The sequence below is a fragment of the Kangsaoukella pontilimi genome (assembly GCF_009830125.1).
GTDB lineage: Bacteria > Pseudomonadota > Alphaproteobacteria > Rhodobacterales > Rhodobacteraceae > Kangsaoukella > Kangsaoukella pontilimi.
The window spans coordinates 472,143-491,522 of record NZ_WUPT01000001.1 but is presented as its reverse complement, the minus strand read 5'-3'; the positions used below and the strand labels follow the sequence as shown (position 1 = coordinate 491,522).

Sequence of the window (19,380 nt, the reverse complement as noted above, 5' to 3'; positions counted from 1 at the left end):
GCTTTTGGGCAACGTCCGGACCGCTTGAGCGCCGCGCCGCTTGACCCAACGGGCAGCCAACGGACAACTGGTGCGCAGTTCAAACCGCGACATCGAGCAGCAAACGGTGCCTCTGGAGAATTTCGCCATCGCCGCCGCCATCACGCTGGCGGTCCTGTCGCCCATGACGGGCAGCTTTCTGAAATGCTGGGCCGACCGTGCGGCGATCGGCCAGCGCGTGTCCGATGGCCGGTCCTATTGCGACAATTGCGGCAAGACGCTTGGTGCGATTGACCTCGTGCCAGTCCTCTCCTGGCTCTGGCAGGGCGGCAAAAGCCGGTGCTGCGCGATGCCGATCAGTCCGACGCTCTTGACCGCCGAGATCACAGCCCTGCTTTTGGCCGTCTGGGCCTTGCTGGTTCTGCCTCAGTCCGCATGGCTTCCGGCGATGATCGTCGCCTGGTGCCTGCAGGCCATCGCCCTTCTCGCAGTGCCGGCGACGCAAACGGCAAGCCGGATCACAGCTGTTCTCGTCCTCGGCATTATTCTCTGGGCCAGCTTCGGCGCGCCCGTCGCATCCATGGCTCTGGTGGGCGCAGGCGTGGGCGCCGGGCTTCTCCTGATCGCGCGGGTATTGGCGCCTGCGCATTGGCCCGCCACGCTTATCCTGCCCGCGGGCGGGGCACTTCTGGGTCCGGCGCTGATCTTCGCGGCGGCGCTGCTCGGGCTGGTATTTGCCGCGCTCCACCGGTTGTATTCCCGCACAGTCGCGAAACGCGCCGTGCCGCTTGCGACTTCGGTTGCCATTGGGACAGCGGGCGGCGTCTGGGTGCTCTGGCTGCACGGGAGCTCACTTCTTGGCGGATAGGTCGGTGCCGCGCCAATCAGCGACCGCATCGCTTGTCGCCGCGGCGCTGGCCTTTGTGCTGCTCGCCGTTCTCGTCTCCACTCAAAGCCGCGCGGGCTGCGTGTGCCTCGAGTCATTCGGTGTCGACACTCTCTTCATCCTAGACATCCTGTCGCGCGTCTCGGTGGGCGAGACGCCACATGTCGATTTCACAACCCCAATCGGGGCACTGCCCTTCTGGGCCGTTGGACGCGGCGGTGGCCCGCTGCCCGACGATTTCATCCTGATGCAGGGCGTCTTCACCGCCTTTGTCATGGGCGCGGGTGCGTGGCTGGCATTGTCACGGCTGGGTCCGTTTGCGACGCTCACCCTCCTCTGCTCGGTGGCGGTCCTTGGCACATCGCTCACATCGAGCGCGGATCCCGGCGTCACCATGGCGCTTTATTACAACCGATGGGGTTGGATCGCGGCGCTTGTCCTTGCGGTCAGCGTTGCCGTCCCGCCGACGAGGCCGAACCGCCCCTGGGCGGATGGCCTCTGCTTCGGCACCCTCGCCCTTGCGCTCCTTCTGACCAAGATCACCTTCTTCGTCGCCGTTAGCCCGCTCGCCGCAATTGTCCTGCTCTCAAGGCGCGACTGGGTGCGCTTCACCGCCGCAGCGGTCAGCTTTGCGGCTGGCATGGCGATTGTCGCCCTCCTTGCGGGTACAGAGTTCTGGCCCGCCTATCTGGACGACCTGATCTGGGTCGCGACGAACCCGATCCGCCTGACGCCCGGCGTATCTGCAGCCGACATTCTGTCCGCGCCCGAGGTCTGGGCTGCCGCGGCGGCTGTTCTTCTGGCATTCCGTTTCCGGGGCCCTGCCACCGGCACGTTGGCGCTTCTGGCGGCTGGCGCGGCGCTCTTCATCCAGCTTCAGAATTTCGGCGCTGCTCCGCTTTGGACGATCGGGGCGGTGACTTTGTCACTGGTGCTGGTCAAAATCGCCCGCTCTAAGGTCGAAAGCCTGAGCTGGGGCGCAGCGGCGATCGTTTTCGGGGGCTTCGCGCTCTTGCAACTGACGCCGATGGTTCTTGGCACCATCAGGACCGTGGACACCGCCAAGAGCGACGCGTTCGTCCCGATGCTTCCCGGGGTGGCACGTCTCGACGGGTTGCGCGTCCCTGCCTTTCACATCGGCCCGATTGTCAGATCACCCAGCTCGGACGGCGCACCCGTCCCGATCCAGTCCGAGAGTTGCCTCGTGACCGGCGGCTATATCGGTCACCTGACGGACGTCGCGGAAACGCTGGCCCATGTTCCCGGCCCGGTCTTCGTCGCAGACGCGCAATCGCCCTATTGGATGGTGAACGGTCAGCCACCCCTGCCCGGCGCAGCACCCTGGAACTATGCGTCGTTGAAGGGCCTCGAGCACGCCACCCATATCGCGGTGCCTACCTGCGCCTTCAAGCCGAGCTACCAGCGCGCCCTTCTTCGCCGCATCGACACCGAGGGTTTGTTGCTGGAAGAGGTCTACAGAACCGAGGCAGCGACGCTTTACAGCTTTAGGCGGCCCTGACGGGCCACGCCTGATCTCTATGTCGGAAAAAATGGTGCGGTCGAGAAGACTCGAACTTCCACGGGAGTTACCCCACAGCGACCTCAACGCTGCGCGTCTACCAATTCCGCCACGACCGCACTGTCTGTGACTTGGTGCGGCGTCTCTTAGCGGCGTCTTTGGCGGATGTGAAGGGGGATTTGTCGGGAATTTCCGAAATCGTCATCGGCGCATCTCCTTGACCGTCAATGGCGAACCATGGCACGGCCTCTGAGTGGCTGAACCCCGGGACTGAACATGGTCGACTGGCGGACATCCGAAGGGCTGACGGACTATGAATTCGCTCTCCGCGAGATGGAGGCGCGGGCCGAAGCCATTCGCGCCGGCACTGCGAACGAGGCGATCTGGCTGGTCGAGCATCCGCCGCTCTATACTGCCGGCACCTCGGCCAGTCCCGCCGATCTGACCGACCCGGACCGCTTTCCCGTCTACGAGGCGCGGCGCGGCGGGCAATACACCTATCACGGACCGGGGCAGCGTGTGGCCTACGCCATGCTGGATGTCGACGCACGCGGGCGCGACATTCGCCGCTTTGTCGCCTCGATGGAGGAATGGGTGATCCTGACGCTGGCCGAGTTCAACGTGACCGGCGAGCGCCGTCAGGGGCGCGTCGGCGTCTGGGTCGTGCGCCCCGACAAACCGGCCAACCCCGACGGCAGCCCGCGCGAGGACAAGATCGCCGCCATCGGGATCAGGCTGAAGAAATGGGTCAGTTTCCACGGGCTGTCGATCAATGTCGAACCCGATCTCGGGCATTTCGACGGCATCGTCCCCTGCGGTATCAGGGAACACGGAGTGACCAGCCTCGTTGACCTCGGGTTGCCGGTGACAATGGAGGACGTGGACGTGGCCTTGAAGAGAACTTTTCCGCTGGCGTTCGACGCATGAGCCGGTCTGACGCCGGGGGCGAGCGTCCTAAGGGTGCCAGCGGTGGCCGGGTGGTCGAGATCGACGTGCACATGGTCTACGACGTCGATCTGCCGACCGACATGATCCTGCAGATCGAGGCGGCGGAAGGCGAAGGCCAGACGATCCTGTCCCAGTCGCTGAGCCTTTCGGGCGCAGAGGCGGAAGCCCACGGCACCGGAGAGGCCGGCATCGGCAGACGCAGCCGGTTCATCGTGTCCGACCGCCTGACATGCCGCTACAAGGCCCAGGTCGAGATCACCCGGCCCTCCCCGCGCCTCCGCCGACTTGCAGGCACCCCACTGACCGACCTGCCCGGCGACACGATCCGTTACCTCATGCCGTCGCGCTATTCGGTCCCGAGCGACTTTGCCGCCACAGACGACACCCTCTTCGGCCAGAAGTCGGGCGGCGCCTTCATCGCGGCAGCAAGCGACTGGATATCCGAAAACATCACTTACAGCCCGGGCGCCAGCACGCCCGACACCACCGCCGCAGATACCTTCATGCGCCGCGAGGGCATCTGCCGCGACTTCGCTCATGTGCTGATCTCGATGGCCCGTGCCCGGGGCATCCCGGCGCGATTCGTGGCCTGCTACGATCCCGGCGTGGAGCCGCCGGATTTCCATGCGGTCGCCCAGGTCTGGCTGGACGGCGGCTGGCATCTGGTCGATCCGACCGGCATGGCCTCGCCCGAAAGCATCGCGATCATCGGCGTCGGACTGGACGCGGCCGAGGTCTCGTTTCTGACGGTTTTTGGCCGAACCGAGCTGGTCAAACAGCGCGTCACTGTAAGCTGACCCGCTGCCCAGGACCGAATCGTCTCTTGCGAAAATTCAATGATGGAGGGATCGCAAGGCCCTGATTTCAGACACTTATGGCGCCTTTCGCATGTCTTTTTGCGCGCCGTTCGGTACGATTCTCCGAAACGGGGTCGACCGGTCCGAGTGAGACAATTTTACCTGCCCCAAAGCCCACTTCCGGCATTGCCCATGCGGGGCCACCCCTTTAGAACCGGGTGAAAGAAATTGGGCCGGTATTCCCCGGCCCCAAAGACTAGGGACTCAGGAGGCTCCATGGCCGACGCAGCAGCACACGGGCATGAGGGGCATGACGAACGCGGGTTCTTCACCCGCTGGTTCATGTCCACCAACCACAAAGACATCGGTATTCTTTACCTGTTCACTTCCGGGATCGTCGGTTTCATCGCCGTCGCCTTCACCGTTTACATGCGGCTGGAGCTCAAGGACCCGGGCGTTCAGTACATGTGTATGGAAGGCGCACGCTTCATCGCGGACAGTGCCGCCGCCTGTACGCCGAACGGTCATCTCTGGAACGTCCTGATCACGGGTCACGGCATCCTGATGATGTTCTTCGTGGTGATCCCGGCGCTTTTCGGCGGTTTCGGCAACTACTTCATGCCGCTCCATATCGGTGCGCCGGACATGGCCTTCCCGCGGATGAACAACCTCAGCTACTGGCTCTATGTCGCCGGTACTTCGCTGGCCGTCGCCAGCGTCATCAGCCCCGGTGGCAACGGTCAGCTGGGTTCGGGCGTGGGCTGGGTGCTCTATCCGCCCCTGTCGACGACGGAACAGGGCTGGTCCATGGACCTCGCCATCTTCGCGGTGCACCTCTCGGGCGCGTCGTCGATCCTTGGCGCGATCAACATGATCACCACCTTCCTGAACATGCGCGCACCGGGCATGACGCTCTTCAAGGTGCCGCTCTTCGCGTGGTCGATCTTCGTGACCGCATGGCTGATCCTTCTGGCGCTGCCGGTTCTGGCTGGCGCGATCACCATGCTCCTGACCGACCGGAACTTCGGCACGACCTTTTTCGATCCGGCTGGCGGCGGTGACCCGATCCTCTACCAGCACATCCTCTGGTTCTTCGGTCACCCCGAGGTCTACATCATCATCCTGCCGGGCTTCGGTCTGATCAGCCACGTGATCGCGACGTTCTCGCGCAAGCCCATCTTCGGTTACCTGCCGATGGTCTGGGCGATGATCGCGATCGGCGCGCTCGGCTTCGTCGTGTGGGCACACCACATGTACACCGTTGGCATGAGCCTTACCCAGCAGACCTACTTCATGCTGGCCACCATGGTCATCGCGGTTCCCACAGGCGTGAAAATCTTCTCGTGGATCGCCACGATGTGGGGCGGCTCGGTCGAATTCAAGACGCCGATGCTCTGGGCCTTCGGCTTCCTCTTCCTCTTCACCGTGGGCGGCGTGACGGGCATTGTGCTCAGCCAGGCCGCCGTGGACCGCGCCTATCACGACACCTATTACGTGGTCGCGCACTTCCACTACGTCATGAGCCTAGGCGCCGTCTTCTGCATCTTCGCAGGCGTCTACTTCTGGATGGGCAAGATGTCGGGCCGCCAGTACCCGGAATTCTGGGGCAAGGTGCACTTCTGGATGATGTTCATCGGCTCGAACCTGACCTTCTTCCCCCAGCACTTCCTGGGCCGTCAGGGCATGCCGCGCCGCTACATCGACTATCCGGAAGCCTACGCGCTCTGGAACGAGGTTTCGACCTGGGGCGCCTTCCTGTCCTTCGCGTCGTTCCTGCTCTTCATCGGGATCGTGGCCTACACCCTCCTGTACGGCAAGAAGGTCACCGAGAAGAACCTCTGGAACGAGCATGCCGACACGCTGGAGTGGACCCTGCCAACCCCGCCGCCGGAGCACACTTTTGAAACGCTCCCGAAGCGTGAGGACTGGGATCGCGGACACGCGCATTGATCCGGACCGAACAAACAGGAAAGGGCCCCGCACTCGCCGGGGCCCTTTTTCTTTCGGGGTGTGACGACCCCTCGCCGTTCCACGACACATATTACGTCGTCACGCGACCGATAGAGCTGCTGACAGGCTATCTGCTGATCCTCTGCCTCATCCTGGCGGCATGGTGGGTTATCCTCCGCTTCGCGCAACACATGCCCAAACGCGGCCTCACTCTCGTTCTCGCATTACTGGCCGGCGGCTTCCTTCTTTCGGCCCTCCCGACACTCATGCTCGTCACCGGCGTTCTCTGGCCCTCAGTGACGGTCATTCTGCAACTGGCGGGCCTCGGGGGCGCTCTCATCCTGCTCGCACTCGCAGCAACCGCTGTCGTGTTCGTCTGGACAGTCATCCATGCCCTCTCCCGGCGAGGCTGACGCCCGCCCCATTATCGGCCCCGAAATATCCCGGGGGAAGTCCCGCAAGGGATTGGGGGCAGAGCCCCCTGAAAAATCCAGTGCGCGCGCAAGCGCGCTCCGCTGGATTGGGTCTTGAGATCGCGGGCACGGGACATATCATCACTGTCATGCCCTACCACTGGTCCGAATCCTCTACCGAGACCCGCCTGACGCTCTGGCCCCACCAGTCGCTGACGCCGCAAGGCTTCACGTGGTTTATCGGCCTGACGGCGGCGATGCTCGCCATGCCGCTCATCGCGGTTCTGGGCTCGCCCGTGGTCTGGGTTCTGATGGTGTTCTTCCTGGCGGCGCTATGGGCCGTTTGGCGCGCCATCGCGGCGAACCAGCGCCACCGCTCGACCACCGAGGCGCTCACGCTTCAGGGAGAGACGGTGCACCTTGCCCACCGGCCCGCTGCGGGCCCTGCCCTGACATGGGAAGCGAACCCCTACTGGGTCAGCGTGCATCTTCGTCAGGACGGTCCTGTCGAAAACTACCTGACCCTGAGGGGCAACGGGCGCGAAGTGGAACTCGGCGCCTTTCTGACGCCCGGGGAACGCGCCGATCTCTACGAGGAACTGTCGGTGGCCTTCGCCCGCCGATAAGGCACGTCAGCTCAGCTGCGCCTTCACCATCGGGCCGACCTTGCCGAAATCCATCTGGCCGGTGTAGCGCCCTTTCAGAACGCCCATCACTTTGCCCATGTCCCGGATCGAGGTCGCCCCGGCCTCGTCGATCGCCGCGGCGACTGCCTTGTCGGTTTCTTCTTCCGAAAGCTGGCGCGGCAGGAATTCCTCGATCACCGAGATTTCGTTCCGCTCGGCCTCGGCCAGCTCAAGGCGCCCGCCCTCTTCATAGGCACGCGCGCTCTCCTGGCGCTGTTTCACCATCTTTCCAAGGATTTGCAGGATTTCCCCGTCCGAGACGCCAGCCTCTCCGCCATCGCCGCCCTCGGCGCGTTTGGCGATATCCCTGTCCTTGATGGCGGCATTGATCAGCCGCAGCGTCGACAGGCGCTTGGCATCCTTGTCGCGCATGGCACTCTTCAGCGCCTCGCCAATTCGGTCCCGCAATTCCATGTCCGTCTCATCCCTAACGACCAGAGCCCGGACCATAGCGAATTGGCAAAGGCTCGGCAACTCGTCTCACGCAGCGTAAGTCTTTGTTTTGAATTGAAAACACAAATCGTCCGATCCCTTGACCCGCCCCGCTCTTGGGCGTAAACCCCTGACCGTTTACCCAGAGCGCGAGGAGCAAGGCACATGACGGACACAACATCCAGACCCACTGCCTGCCTCGTTCTTGCCGATGGCACGATCTTCTACGGCAAGGGCTTCGGGGCGACCGGCGTGACGGTCGCCGAACTCTGCTTCAACACCGCCATGACCGGTTATCAGGAGATCATGACCGACCCCTCCTATGCCGGTCAGGTCGTGACCTTCACCTTTCCTCATGTCGGCAATGTCGGCGTAAACCCCGAAGACGACGAAACCGGCGATCCGGTGGCCGAAGGGCTGGTGGTGAAATGGGACCCGACCGAACCGTCGAACTGGCGCGCCGCCGGTCCTCTGGACGAATGGCTCAAGCGCCGGGGCCGGATCGGCATGGGCGATCTCGACACTCGCCGGCTGACCCGCGCCATCCGGCAGCAGGGCGCACCCCATGTGGCGCTTGCCCATGACCCGGACGGCAATTTCGATATCTCGGACCTTCTTGCCAAGGCACGGGGCTTTCGGGGGCTTGTGGGTTTGGACCTGGCCAAGGACGTCACCTGCGCGCAGTCCTACAACTGGGACGAGATGCGGTGGGCTTGGCCCGAAGGCTACACCCGTCAGACCGCCGCGCGGCACAAGGTCGTCGCTATCGACTATGGCGCGAAGCGGAACATCCTGCGCTGCCTTGCCTCGGCGGGCTGCGACGTGACCGTGCTGCCCGCGACCGCCACGGCGGAAGAGGTCATGGCGCACGATCCTGACGGCGTGTTTCTGTCGAACGGCCCCGGCGACCCGGCGGCCACAGGCGATTACGCTGTGCCGATGATCCGCGAGATCCTCGACAAGACGCAGTTGCCCGTCTTCGGCATCTGCCTCGGGCACCAGATGCTGGCCCTCGCGCTTGGTGCACAGACGGTCAAGATGAACCACGGCCATCATGGCGCGAACCATCCGGTCAAGGATGTCGAGACCGGCAAGGTCGAGATCACCTCGATGAACCATGGCTTCACCGTCGACAGCCAGACCCTGCCTACGGGCGTCATGGAAACCCATGTCTCGCTCTTCGACGGGTCGAACTGCGGTATTCGCATGACCGACCGCCCGGTCTTCTCGGTGCAGTACCACCCCGAGGCCAGCCCAGGGCCGATGGACAGTTATTACCTGTTCGAACGTTTCGCGGATGCCATGGACCGGGCGAAGGCGCCCGCTTAACCGCGACTTAACCATCCTGCTCTATCCATCGTCGCCAGAGATTTCGACCGCGACGCAGATAATGGGCAACGACCTGAACGAGCAGAGACCTGACCCGCGCCTGGTGGACCTCATCGGCGCGGGTTTCATCCGAAAGCACGGGATCGTCCCGCTCAGGCGTGTGGGTGCGCTGACGCTGGTCGCCGCCCCCGACATGTGGGCACGGCTTGAGACGGTCGACCGGCTTGAAGAATGCCTTGGCCCCGTTACCTTCGTCGATCTGAAATAGGTGAGATTACCCGGCGCGCCGCCCCTAGTCGACCGCAGCCCCGTCATTCTGAGCCGCCTTGTCGGCGTCCTGTCTGAGGCGTGCCTCGAACGCGCGGCTGATATGCCCCTTAAGCTCGGAATAGGCGCGGTCCCCGTCGCCAGCGGCGATGGCATCCACGATCGAGGCATGTTCGGCCAACGCGATCTCGCTCCGCCCCTCTGCCGAAAGCGACGTCGTCGCCATCAGCGCCATCGACCGGTAGACGAGGTCCAGCTGCTGCACGAGGTAGCGGTTATGCGAGGCCAAGTGAACCTGCCGGTGAAACCGGCGGTTCGTCCGTGACAGCGCCGCCGGATTGCCGACGCGCGCTCGGTCCTCTTCCACCATGGCTTTCAGAAGACGCACCTCTTCATCCGTCGCGTGCCGCGCCGCCAGCCGCGCGGCCAGCCCTTCAAGCTCGGAGCGCACGACGTAAAGCTCGGCCATCTGGTTGTGATCGAGCGAGGCGACGATCAAGGACCGCCCGTCCCGCGCCAGAAGGCTTTGCGTCTCGAGTCGTTGCAAGGCCTCGCGGATGGGTGTGCGGCTGACGCCGAAACGCTCGGCCAGTTCGCTTTCGACCAGCCGGTCGCCGGGGCGGTAGGTGCCGATGTCGATGGCGTTGAGGATCAGCGAATAGGCATCCTTCTGCCCGTTTTGCCGCGTGTCTGCCATGGGTGTCTCCGCTTGTCCCTGACCGAGTTATGGCCCCTCGCCCCCCTTGAGACAAGCGGGAGGCTTGCGGGCGTCTTGCGGCCTCGTTATGCGCATCCCATGCCCAAGCACCTCTTTTCACATGTCGAGACATGGGTCTTCGATCTGGACAACACGCTCTACCCGCCCGAAGCCCGGCTCTTCGACCAGATTGATATTCGCATGACCGACTGGGTCGAACGCGAGCTTGGCGTCGCGCGGGACGAGGCCGACAGGCTGCGCCACCACTATTGGGCGACTTACGGGACCACGCTTGCCGGGCTGATGGAAGTCCACGGCGTCGACCCGGACCCGTTTCTGGTCGATGTGCACGAGATTTCGCTCGATAACTTGACGGTGGATGCCGCCTTGGTCAATGCCATCGCCGCCCTGCCCGGACGCCGCATCGTCTACACCAACGGGTCCGAGCCCTATGCCCGCCGGGTCATCGCCGCGCGCGGTCTCGACGGGCTCTTCGATGCGGTCTACGGGGTCGAACACGCCGGCTATCACCCGAAACCCCGACGCGAGGCGTTCAATGCCGTTTTCGGGCAGGACGGGCTGACCCCCGCCAAGGCAGCCATGTTCGAGGATGACGCGCGGAACCTCCGCGCACCGCATGAGATGGGCCTGCGGACCGTTCATGTCGCGCCAGAGGCCACCGGGGACCCGTTCATCCACCACCATACCGACGATCTGGCGCGCTTCCTGTCGCAGGTGGTCTGAACCCCCTTTCCGACGCCCCCCGAGACCACTAGCTCTTAGGGGCGGAGGAGCACCATGCAGCAGACCGACATCTTCATCTCCGGCGGCGGGATCGCCGGGCTGGTCACGGCAGCGGGCTTTGCCGATCTGGGCTACCGCGTGACGCTGGCCGATCCGGCGCCGCCGCCCGAGACCTCCGAGGCCGAGGGGTCGGACCTGCGCTCGACCGCCTATCTTGCGCCAGCCTGCGCGCTTCTGGACCGGCTCGGGCTCTGGGGTGGCCTTCTGCCCCGCGCGACACCGCTCGAGACGCTTCAGGTGATCGACAGCGCAGGCGACCCGCCCGAGGCGAAGACCGTCCGCGCCTTTCAAGCCGCCGACCTTGGCGAGCCGGCCTTTGGATGGAACCTTCCCAATTGGCTGACGCGGAAGCTGCTTGCGGACCTGCTCGCCGCGCGCGAAGGCGTCGATCTGCGCTTCGGCACAGGTTTCTCTGACATCCTGACCCGCGACCGCGAGGCCATCGTTACGCTGAGCGACGGGGCGCGGCTTCGCTGCCGGCTTGCCGTCGCAGCGGACGGTCGCGCCTCGCCCCTCCGCGAGGCGGTCGGGATAGACACGGACCTTACCCGCTACGGGCAAAAGGCGCTGGCCTTCGTGGTGGGCCATGACCTGCCGCATGAGAATGTCTCGACCGAGATCTACCTCTCCGGCGGTGCTTTCACCCTCGTGCCCCTGCCGGATCACGAAGGGCGCGGCGCGTCCGCCGTGGTCTGGATGAATGACGGCCCCGTTGCAGCCGAGCTCATGGCACTCTCGCCCGAAGACTTTGCCGCCGCTGCGACGCAACGCTCCACCGGCATTCTGGGTGACCTGACGCTGATCTCGAAGCGCGCGGCATGGCCCGTGGTCACGCAGCGCGCCCGCGCGCTGACCGCCGAGCGCACCGCCATCGTGGCCGAGGCCGCCCATGTGTTGCCGCCCATCGGGGCGCAGGGGCTGAACACGTCGCTTCATGATGTGGCGGCGCTTCTGGATATTGCGCGGGATGCGCCGGACAGTGTCGGCGACCGCGCCTATCTCGCCGCCTTCGAGAAACGCCGCGCGCACGACATCCATGCCCGCGCGCAGGCCATCGACCTTTTCAATCGTGTCTGCAAGTCGGACGCCGCGCCCGTTCAGGCGCTCAGGTCACTTGGGCTGAAGGCGGTGCACGACATCGCGCCGCTCAGACACGGCGTGATGCGTGCAGGCCTCGGGCGCTAGGCCGCCCGACCCGTCACCTTGTTCAGAACAGCTTCCAGCCTGCCGACGCTCGCGTCGACATCCATCAGCTTGTCCAAACCGAACAGACCGATCCGGAAGCTGGAATAGTCGTCCCCCTCACCCACCATCAAAGGCACGCCGGCGGCGATCTGCACCCCCTCGGCGGCAAAGGCCTTGCCCGTCTTGAGGTCGGGGTCCTGCGTAAAGGACACGACAACGCCCGGCGCGCCGAAGCCGTCAGCAGCGACAGATGTAAAGCCGCGCTCGGCCAAGGCCGCGCGGACGCGGTCGCCCTGCTCCCACTGCGCGGCCTTCACACGCTCGAAGCCGTAGTCCTTCGTCTCCAGCATCGTATCGCGGAACCCGCGAAGCGCATCGGTGGGCATGGTTGCGTGATAGGCATGGCCGCCGTTTTCATAGGCTTCCATGATCGACAGCCATTTGCCCAGATCGACCGCAAAGCTGGACGATTGCCGTTCCTTCGCGCGATCGCGCGCGGCCTCCGACATCATCACAAGGCCCGCAGACGGCGAGGCCGACCAACCCTTTTGCGGCGCCGAGATCAGGACGTCGACGCCAAGCGCCTTCATGTCGACCCAGGCGCATCCGGACGCGATACAGTCCAGAACGAACAGCCCGCCCACCTCGTGGACCGCTGCGGCGACCTTGGCGATATAATCGTCGGGCAGGATCATGCCCGCAGAGGTTTCCACATGCGGCGCAAAGACGGCGGCCGGGCGGACCTCGCGAATCTTGGCCACGACCTCGTCCACGGGAGCGGGCGCGAAGGGCGCTTCCGGGCCGTTTCCGGTCCGCCGGGCCATCATCACATGCTCATGCTCGGGCAGCTTGGCGGCCTCGAAAATCTGCGTCCAGCGATAGGAAAACCAGCCGTTCCGGATCACCATCACGGTCTCGCCTTCGGCGAACTGGCGCGCAACGGCTTCCATCCCGTAGGTACCGCCACCCGGGACAAGGGCCACGGCATCGGCATTGTAGACCTCCTTCAGAAGGCCCGAGATATCGCGCATTACCTCCTGAAAGGCGGCGCTCATGTGGTTGAGCGAGCGGTCGGTGAAGACCACCGAGAATTCCAGCAGGCCGTCGGGGTCGATATCGGGATTGAGTGCTGTCATGGGGTCACCTTTCCTGTTGCAGAAGGCGTAGCGCGGCAGAGGCGCGGATGCAAAGCCTATGCGGGCGGCCGTGCCGCGCCTGTGCCAAGGGGGCCGGGCCGCCGCTCTTCGCTCAAAAGGACGTTCGCCTCGACCTCGCCCACACCCGGCAGCGTCATGATCCGGCGCCGGAGAATCCGCTCGAAATCGCTGATGTCGCGGGCCACGACGCGCAGGCGATAGTCATACAGGCCAAGCACATGGTGCACCGACTGCACCTCGGGTATCGCGGTGATGGCGCGCTCGAAATCCGTAAGGCTGACGCGCCCCTTGGTGGCGAGTTTGACGCCGAGGAATACGGTGACGCCAAAACCGAGCGCGTCGAGGTCCAGCTCCACCCGCCGCCCGGCAAGGACGCCCGCCTCCTGCAGGCGGCTCACACGTCGCCAGGCTGCGGGTTGCGACAGCCCCACCTCGCGGCCGATCGCGCCCGCCGAGAGCGTGGCATCGGCCTGCAGAAGGCGAAGGATCGCGCGGTCGGTATCGTCGAGCGCGATCACAGGGGCAGCCCCGCCTCGGTCTTGACGGCGGCCACCGTCATCAGCGCCTCGATATCGGCGATGTGCGGCAGCGTCAGAATGCGGTCGCGGTAGATCTCCTGATAATGCGCCATGTCTCGCGCGATGACGACAAGGCGGAGGTCGACGCGGCCCAGAAAGGTCTGAATCTCGGTCACCTCAGGCACGTCGCGCGCCGCCGCGATCATCTCGTCAAAGGCGCGGGGTGCGGTCTTCTCCAGCGTCAGCCTTAGCGACACCTCGACCTCGTAGCCGAGCGCACGCCAGTCGATCTCGGCATGCTGGCCTTTGAGCACCCCGGTATCGCGCAATCGGTCGAGCCGCCGACCCAGCGTGGCCGCTGTCATGCCCGTCCGCTCTGCTAGTTCGGCGGCGGATGCCTGCGGGTCGGCCAGCAGGTGTCGCAGGATACGTCTGTCAGAGTCCTTGAGCATGAATTTATCGATATATCCTATTTAAACGAATGAACAGTGCGAACTTAATCGGAATAATCGCCAAAACGAAAATCTCAACGTGGCGAAACAGCTAGGTTGCGCAGCAATCGAAACGCCTTAGGGAAGGACTAAAAACATGCGCGTTTACTATGACCGCGATTGCGACATCAACCTGATCAAGGACAAGAAGGTCGCCATCCTCGGCTATGGCAGCCAGGGCCATGCCCACGCCCTCAACCTGCGGGACTCCGGCGCCAAGAACCTTGTCGTCGCGCTTCGCGAAGGCTCGCCGTCGGCCAAGAAAGCCGAAGGCGAAGGCCTGCAAGTCATGGGCATCGCCGAGGCCGCCGCATGGTGCGACCTGATGATGTTCACCATGCCCGACGAGCTTCAGGCAGAGACCTATAAGAAATACGTCCACGACAACCTCAAGGACGGCGCGGCGATCGCCTTTGCCCACGGCCTGAACGTGCATTTCGGCCTGATCGAGCCGAAGCCCGGCGTTGACGTCATCATGATGGCGCCCAAGGGCCCCGGCCACACCGTGCGCGGCGAATACGTCAAGGGCGGCGGTGTGCCGTGTCTCGTGGCGGTCGATCAGGACGCCTCCGGCAAGGCGTTGGAAATCGGCCTCTCCTACTGCTCCGCCATCGGCGGCGGCCGCTCGGGCATTATCGAGACCAACTTCAAGGAAGAGTGCGAAACCGACCTCTTCGGCGAGCAGGCGGTTCTCTGTGGCGGTCTGGTCGAGCTGATCCGCTGCGGCTTCGAGACGCTGGTCGAAGCGGGCTACGCCCCGGAGATGGCCTATTTCGAGTGCCTCCACGAAGTGAAGCTGATCGTCGACCTGATCTATGAGGGCGGCATCGCGAATATGAACTACTCGATTTCGAACACCGCCGAGTATGGCGAGTATGTCTCGGGCCCCCGCGTTCTGCCCTACGACGAGACCAAGGCACGGATGAAGGACATCCTGACCGACATTCAGAAAGGCGTCTTCGTGCGTGATTTCATGCAGGAAAACGCAGTCGGACAGCCCTTCTTCAAGTCGACCCGCCGCATCAACGACGCACACCAGATCGAAGAAGTGGGCGAGAAGCTGCGCGGCATGATGCCGTGGATCGGCTCGGGCAAGCTGGTCGACAAGGCCAAGAACTAAGCCAACCGGCTTATGCGGTCCCCGGACTTCTGGGGGCCGCATTTCGCTTGACGGCAGGCAGCCTTCCTGCCGCATTACCCCCATGACGGACATTCGGACAGCAGACGCGCCGGGCGCGCAGAACTGGGCGCTGCTAATCACGCTGAGCCTGATCTGGGGCACTTCCTTCATGTCCGTGCGCGTGGCGCTTGACGGTATCGGCCCGATGTGGGTCGCGACAGGGCGCACGCTGATCGCGGCCGTCTGCCTTCTGATCGCGGGGCGCTTCATCGGACAGGGCTTGAGCACGCTCGGTTCGGTGCGCGCTTGGGTCTATGCTGCTGGCTTCGGCATCTTCGCGGCGGCGCTTCCCTTTTCGCTTCTCTCGTGGGGCCAGCAGCATGTCCCGTCGGCCTTCGCCGGTGTCTCGATGGGAACCGTTCCGCTGCTGACGCTGCTTCTGGCCGCGTTCTTCACCTCCGAGGCCGGGATCGGCCCGCGCCGCTTCGCCGGGATCGCCCTTGGCTTCTGCGGCCTGTTCGCGCTGGTGGGTCCGGGCGCCTTCGGGGGCGACAGTGCGCTCGTCCAATGGGGGCGCGTGGCCTGCGCGTCCTCCGCCGTCTGCTACGCGATCAGCAATATCCTTGGCCGCCTTGCCCCTCCCATGCCGCCCATCGCAATGGCGACCGTTGCGATGCTTGTCTCCACTGTTGTCCTGCTGCCCATCGCGGTCCTGACCGAGGGCGCGCCGCGCGTCGACAGTCAACTCTCGCTTATGGCGCTTCTTTGGGTCGGGCTTGGTCCGACCGCGCTTGCCGGGTTCCTGCAGCTTATCGTGCTGCAATCGGCCGGGCCGCTTTTTCTGAGCCTTGTCAGCTACATGGTGCCGATGTGGTCGGTGATTTTCGGCATCGCGATCCTGTCGGAGCAACTCTCCATAGGCACGTTCATCGCGCTTGGTCTGATCCTGTCGGGCATCGCCGTCGCCCAGAGCCGTCAAATCGTGGCCGCGTTCCGGCGCGTATGATAACGGACAGTTTCCGCTTCTGTCCAAAGAGAGGGCGGCGTAAGAAAACGCATGAGTGACACGACCCCGATCCGCCCCGGCGCCCTCAACTGGGCCCTCCTGAACCTTCTCAGCCTTGTTTGGGGGACAGCCTTCCTGTCCATCGGCATCAGCCTTGAGAGCCTGCCGCCCCTGACGACAGCGGCGGCGCGGGTCAGCGTCGCGGCGCTGGTCCTCGTGGCGCTTCTTCCGGTGTTCGGTGCTTCCCTCAGGGACATCCCAAGCGCCCGCGCCCTGCTCTTTGCGGTTCTGGCAGGCGTTATCGGTTACTCTCTGCCCTTCGCGCTCCTTGCCTGGGGCCAGCAATTCGTGCCCTCGGCAGTTGCGGGCGTGGCTATGGGGTCGGTGCCGCTTCTGCTTGTGCCGCTGGTCTTTATCTTTTCGCCCGAGGAAGGCATCGGACCTCGACGCATCATCGGCCTGATCCTCGGTTTCATCGGCCTTTTGCTGATCGTCGGGCCTGGCGCTCTTCCGGCGGGCGGCGACGGGGCGGGCTGGACATTCGGCGCGCTGGCCTGCGTGGGCGCGGCCTTTTCCTATGCCGTTGCCTCCATCCTGACCCGCCGCGCGCCAAAGGTGCCGATGATGGTCTTCGCCGCGGTTTCGATGCTGGCCGGGGCCGTGGTGATCCTGCCCATCGCGCTTCTGACCGACGGCGTGCCGTCGGATGTCAGTACAAGGTCGCTCGTCGCCGCGATCTATCTGGGCGTCTTCCCGACCGCCATGGCCGGCGCGCTCAGGGTCCATATCATCCGCACCGCCGGATCGCTCTTCATGTCGATCGCCGCGTTCCTCGTACCGCTCTGGGCGGTGATCTTCGGCGTCGTGCTGATGGGCGAGGACCTGCCGCCTCAACTCTTCGTCGCGCTGGCACTGATCCTGGCGGGCATCGCCGTGGCGCAGAGCGGTCAGATACGACAGATTTTCGGGCGAAAGGCCGTTTAGGCCGCGCGCTCGACCTCGGCCACGATGCCGTCAACGACCTGAACCAGCACGCCTTCATCCTCGCATTCGGCCATCACGCGGACCAGAGGCTCGGTCCCGGATTTCCGGATCAGGAGACGGCCCATGCCTTGAAGCCGCGCCTCGGCATCCGCAATGGCGGATTGCACCGACGCCGCCGACAACGGGTCTGCGCCTGCGTCGAAGCGCACGTTCTTCAGAAGCTGCGGCACCGGCTCGAAGCTCTTGGCGAGCGCGCTGGCGGGCTGACCGGTGCGGGTCATCTCGGCCAGGAAATGGAGCCCTGCGAGTAGACCGTCGCCGGTGGTCGCGTGGTCGGTCATAACGATATGGCCCGACTGCTCGCCGCCCAGGTTGTAGCCGCCGGCCCGCATGGTCTCGACCACGTAGCGGTCGCCCACAGCGGTACGCTCGAGACGGAGACCCCGTCCGCCGAGAAACCGCTCAAGCCCGAGATTGGACATGACCGTCGCGACGAGCGCCCCACCCGAGAGCCTCCCCTCCTCGGCCCAGCGGCCCGCGAAGAGCGCCATGATCTGGTCGCCATCGGCCACCTGACCGTTCTCGTCGAGGATCATCACGCGGTCCGCGTCACCATCGAGGCAAACGCCCACATCCGCGCCATGGGCCACCACCGCTTCGGCGGCACGGGCCGTGTCGGTCGAACCGCAGCCCTTGTTGATGTTGAGACCGTTGGGCTCGACGCCGACGGGGATGACTTCGGCCCCAAGCTCCCACAGCACATTCGGGGCGGCTTTGTAAGCAGCACCATTGGCGCAATCGATCACGACCTTGAGACCTTCGAGCGTCAGGTCCGACGGGAAGCTCGACTTGATCCGCTCGACATAACGGAAGAGCGCGTCGTCGATCCGCTTGGCACGTCCGATGTTCTCGGCGGCGGCAGGCTGCACGTCTCCTGCAAGGATCGCTTCGATCTCGGATTCCGCCTCATCCGACAGCTTGAAGCCGTCAGGGCCGAAGAACTTGATACCGTTATCCTGATGCGGGTTGTGGCTGGCCGAGATCATCACGCCTACATCGGCGCGCATCGAGCGCACCATCATGCCTACCGCCGGCGTCGGCACCGGCCCCAGCAAGAGCACGTTCATCCCTGTGGATGTGAAGCCCGCCGTCAGCGCGTTCTCGAACATGTAGCCCGACAGGCGCGTGTCCTTGCCGATCACCACCCGATGCGCGGGCGATCCGTCGCGCCGAAAATAGCGCCCTGCCGCCGCCCCGAGGCGCAGCGCGGTGTCCGCCGTCATGGGATAGGAGTTCGCGCGACCCCGAACACCGTCCGTTCCGAAAAGCTTGCGTGCCATGTTCTCGTCCGACCTGCTCATTCTTGGTTGCGCTTGGTCTACCATGAAAAGCCAGGCCATGCTCAAATGAAAAAGGCGGCCCCGAGGCCGCCCTGAGCGAAGTCTCGCGCGATCAGCCCTGCGCGCTGCGGCTCGGCTCGCGGTAGAAGTGGTGATAGCCGATGGTCGTCGTCCGCGGGAAGATATCCGCCCAGTTCGGGTTGACCGACTTCGTATGGTAATGCGTGGCGCCCTGCGTCAGCGTGCGGGGTGCGCCGTCCAGCATGATGCGCGCCACCTTGCCGACCTTGCGGAAGGCGGCAGGTTCGCGGATCGTCTCGGGCTGCCCGTCGCAGGTATAGGTGAACTGGCAGCGATACCGCTCGCCGGTACCCTGGTTGACCACGCCGCAGACGCTGCTCGGGTAGCGCGGATCGTCGACGCGGTTCAGGATCACCTCGGCCACGCCGAAGATCCCCTTCACGCTTTCGCCGCGCGCCTCGAAGTAGAGCGCCTCCGAGAGGCACGCCCATTCGTCGCCACCTTTCGCGACAGGCAGGCTGCGGAGATATCTCTCGGTCATACGGTCGGCCATGGTCACGTCGCCCTCGGGCGCGCGAACGAGACCGCTCATCCGATCACGGCTGATCGACGACAGCGCCTTGCGCTCGGCACCGAAGAGCGAGCTGAGGCGCTCGTCCAGAGCGATGCCCGGGTTCGAAGACGTGCCAAGGGTCACATCGGCCAGTGCGGCGGTACCACAGGCTATGGCGGCAACGATGGACGCTGCCCGGATAACGGGTTTCAGTGTCATGGAGCCCCCTCCAAATATGTCAAAATGACCCTTCTGGGCCGGGATTTGGTGCGGGGATAAACAAATCTGAGCCAAAAGG

General features: G+C 64.6%; 21 protein-coding genes and 1 tRNA gene. 14 read left to right on the top strand and 8 right to left on the bottom strand.

The window, feature by feature from the left end; genetic code table 11:
• Window positions 1-70: 70 nt before the first annotated feature.
• Entirely contained in the window at window positions 71-847 is a 777-nt protein-coding gene (locus tag GQ651_RS02535) for a prepilin peptidase (RefSeq protein WP_160762640.1), read from the top strand.
• Complete coding sequence (locus GQ651_RS02530) at window positions 837-2,384, top strand: hypothetical protein (protein WP_160762639.1); 1,548 nt, start codon at window positions 837-839, stop codon at window positions 2,382-2,384. The genes GQ651_RS02535 and GQ651_RS02530 overlap by 11 nt, the downstream gene beginning before the upstream one ends.
• A gap of 32 nt (window positions 2,385-2,416) precedes the next feature.
• On the opposite strand, the gene GQ651_RS02525 is transcribed toward GQ651_RS02530, so the two are convergent.
• Window positions 2,417-2,503 (bottom strand) — tRNA-Leu (locus GQ651_RS02525).
• Window positions 2,504-2,660: 157 nt separating this feature from the next.
• Here GQ651_RS02525 and lipB point away from each other — a divergent pair.
• The 5 genes from lipB (at window position 2,661) to GQ651_RS02500 (ending at window position 7,118) form a co-directional block, all read left to right on the top strand.
• Window positions 2,661-3,311, top strand: a complete 651-nt coding sequence (lipB, locus tag GQ651_RS02520; RefSeq protein WP_160762638.1) for a lipoyl(octanoyl) transferase LipB — start codon at window positions 2,661-2,663, stop codon at window positions 3,309-3,311.
• Window positions 3,308-4,129: a transglutaminase-like domain-containing protein gene (locus GQ651_RS02515; protein WP_160762637.1), complete on the top strand. Its 822-nt coding sequence runs from the start codon at window positions 3,308-3,310 to the stop codon at window positions 4,127-4,129. Before lipB ends, GQ651_RS02515 begins: the two co-directional genes overlap by 4 nt.
• Before the next feature lie 276 nt (window positions 4,130-4,405).
• Complete coding sequence (gene ctaD, locus GQ651_RS02510) at window positions 4,406-6,079, top strand: cytochrome c oxidase subunit I (RefSeq protein WP_160762636.1); 1,674 nt, start codon at window positions 4,406-4,408, stop codon at window positions 6,077-6,079.
• A complete protein-coding gene (locus GQ651_RS02505; RefSeq protein ID WP_160762635.1) occupies window positions 6,076-6,492 on the top strand; it encodes a hypothetical protein in 417 nt (138 codons plus the stop codon). The genes ctaD and GQ651_RS02505 overlap by 4 nt, the downstream gene beginning before the upstream one ends.
• Before the next feature lie 149 nt (window positions 6,493-6,641).
• On the top strand, window positions 6,642-7,118 hold the full coding sequence (locus GQ651_RS02500; RefSeq protein ID WP_160762634.1) for a DUF2244 domain-containing protein: 477 nt from the start codon (window positions 6,642-6,644) through the stop codon (window positions 7,116-7,118).
• Between the two features lie 6 nt (window positions 7,119-7,124).
• Here the strand turns inward: GQ651_RS02500 and GQ651_RS02495 are convergent, their stop codons facing one another.
• Complete coding sequence (locus GQ651_RS02495) at window positions 7,125-7,592, bottom strand: GatB/YqeY domain-containing protein (protein WP_160762633.1); 468 nt, start codon at window positions 7,590-7,592, stop codon at window positions 7,125-7,127.
• Between the two features lie 183 nt (window positions 7,593-7,775).
• Here GQ651_RS02495 and carA point away from each other — a divergent pair, with 183 nt between their 5' ends.
• The gene (carA, locus tag GQ651_RS02490) at window positions 7,776-8,939 is read left to right on the top strand and encodes a glutamine-hydrolyzing carbamoyl-phosphate synthase small subunit (protein WP_160762632.1); all 1,164 of its coding nucleotides are present in this window, start codon (window positions 7,776-7,778) and stop codon (window positions 8,937-8,939) included.
• A 61-nt stretch (window positions 8,940-9,000) separates the two neighbouring features.
• The gene (locus GQ651_RS02485) at window positions 9,001-9,207 is read left to right on the top strand and encodes a GspE/PulE/PilB domain-containing protein (protein WP_160762631.1); all 207 of its coding nucleotides are present in this window, start codon (window positions 9,001-9,003) and stop codon (window positions 9,205-9,207) included.
• A gap of 24 nt (window positions 9,208-9,231) precedes the next feature.
• On the opposite strand, the gene GQ651_RS02480 is transcribed toward GQ651_RS02485, so the two are convergent.
• Entirely contained in the window at window positions 9,232-9,903 is a 672-nt protein-coding gene (locus tag GQ651_RS02480; RefSeq protein ID WP_160762630.1) for a GntR family transcriptional regulator, read from the bottom strand.
• A gap of 99 nt (window positions 9,904-10,002) precedes the next feature.
• On the opposite strand from GQ651_RS02480, the gene GQ651_RS02475 reads away from it, so the two are divergent.
• On the top strand, window positions 10,003-10,647 hold the full coding sequence (locus GQ651_RS02475; protein WP_160762629.1) for a pyrimidine 5'-nucleotidase: 645 nt from the start codon (window positions 10,003-10,005) through the stop codon (window positions 10,645-10,647).
• Between the two features lie 54 nt (window positions 10,648-10,701).
• On the top strand, window positions 10,702-11,892 hold the full coding sequence (locus GQ651_RS02470) for an FAD-dependent monooxygenase (RefSeq protein WP_160762628.1): 1,191 nt from the start codon (window positions 10,702-10,704) through the stop codon (window positions 11,890-11,892).
• On the opposite strand, the gene GQ651_RS02465 is transcribed toward GQ651_RS02470, so the two are convergent.
• The 3 genes from GQ651_RS02465 to GQ651_RS02455 are packed head-to-tail and all read right to left on the bottom strand — an operon-like array spanning window position 11,889 to window position 14,019.
• Window positions 11,889-13,028 carry an aminotransferase class V-fold PLP-dependent enzyme gene (locus GQ651_RS02465; RefSeq protein WP_160762627.1) on the bottom strand — a complete coding sequence of 380 codons (1,140 nt, stop codon included), beginning with the start codon at window positions 13,026-13,028 and terminating at the stop codon, window positions 11,889-11,891. The two genes, GQ651_RS02470 and GQ651_RS02465, sit on opposite strands and share 4 nt — an antisense overlap.
• 56 nt (window positions 13,029-13,084) lie before the next feature.
• A complete protein-coding gene (locus tag GQ651_RS02460) occupies window positions 13,085-13,567 on the bottom strand; it encodes an Lrp/AsnC family transcriptional regulator (protein ID WP_160762626.1) in 483 nt (160 codons plus the stop codon).
• A complete protein-coding gene (locus tag GQ651_RS02455) occupies window positions 13,564-14,019 on the bottom strand; it encodes an Lrp/AsnC family transcriptional regulator (protein WP_160762625.1) in 456 nt (151 codons plus the stop codon). The genes GQ651_RS02460 and GQ651_RS02455 overlap by 4 nt, the downstream gene beginning before the upstream one ends.
• A gap of 136 nt (window positions 14,020-14,155) precedes the next feature.
• Between GQ651_RS02455 and ilvC the strand changes: the two genes are divergently transcribed.
• The 3 genes from ilvC to GQ651_RS02440 all read left to right on the top strand — a co-directional run bounded on the left by ilvC (window position 14,156) and on the right by GQ651_RS02440 (window position 17,168).
• On the top strand, window positions 14,156-15,178 hold the full coding sequence (gene ilvC, locus GQ651_RS02450; RefSeq protein WP_160762624.1) for a ketol-acid reductoisomerase: 1,023 nt from the start codon (window positions 14,156-14,158) through the stop codon (window positions 15,176-15,178).
• A gap of 82 nt (window positions 15,179-15,260) precedes the next feature.
• Window positions 15,261-16,184 carry a DMT family transporter gene (locus GQ651_RS02445; RefSeq protein WP_160762623.1) on the top strand — a complete coding sequence of 308 codons (924 nt, stop codon included), beginning with the start codon at window positions 15,261-15,263 and terminating at the stop codon, window positions 16,182-16,184.
• A gap of 51 nt (window positions 16,185-16,235) precedes the next feature.
• A complete protein-coding gene (locus GQ651_RS02440) occupies window positions 16,236-17,168 on the top strand; it encodes a DMT family transporter (RefSeq protein ID WP_160762622.1) in 933 nt (310 codons plus the stop codon).
• Here the strand turns inward: GQ651_RS02440 and glmM are convergent.
• Window positions 17,165-18,508, bottom strand: a complete 1,344-nt coding sequence (glmM, locus tag GQ651_RS02435) for a phosphoglucosamine mutase (RefSeq protein ID WP_160763918.1) — start codon at window positions 18,506-18,508, stop codon at window positions 17,165-17,167. The genes GQ651_RS02440 and glmM overlap by 4 nt on opposite strands.
• A gap of 112 nt (window positions 18,509-18,620) precedes the next feature.
• Entirely contained in the window at window positions 18,621-19,301 is a 681-nt protein-coding gene (locus tag GQ651_RS02430) for a cell wall hydrolase (protein WP_160762621.1), read from the bottom strand.
• Window positions 19,302-19,380 lie beyond the last annotated feature (79 nt).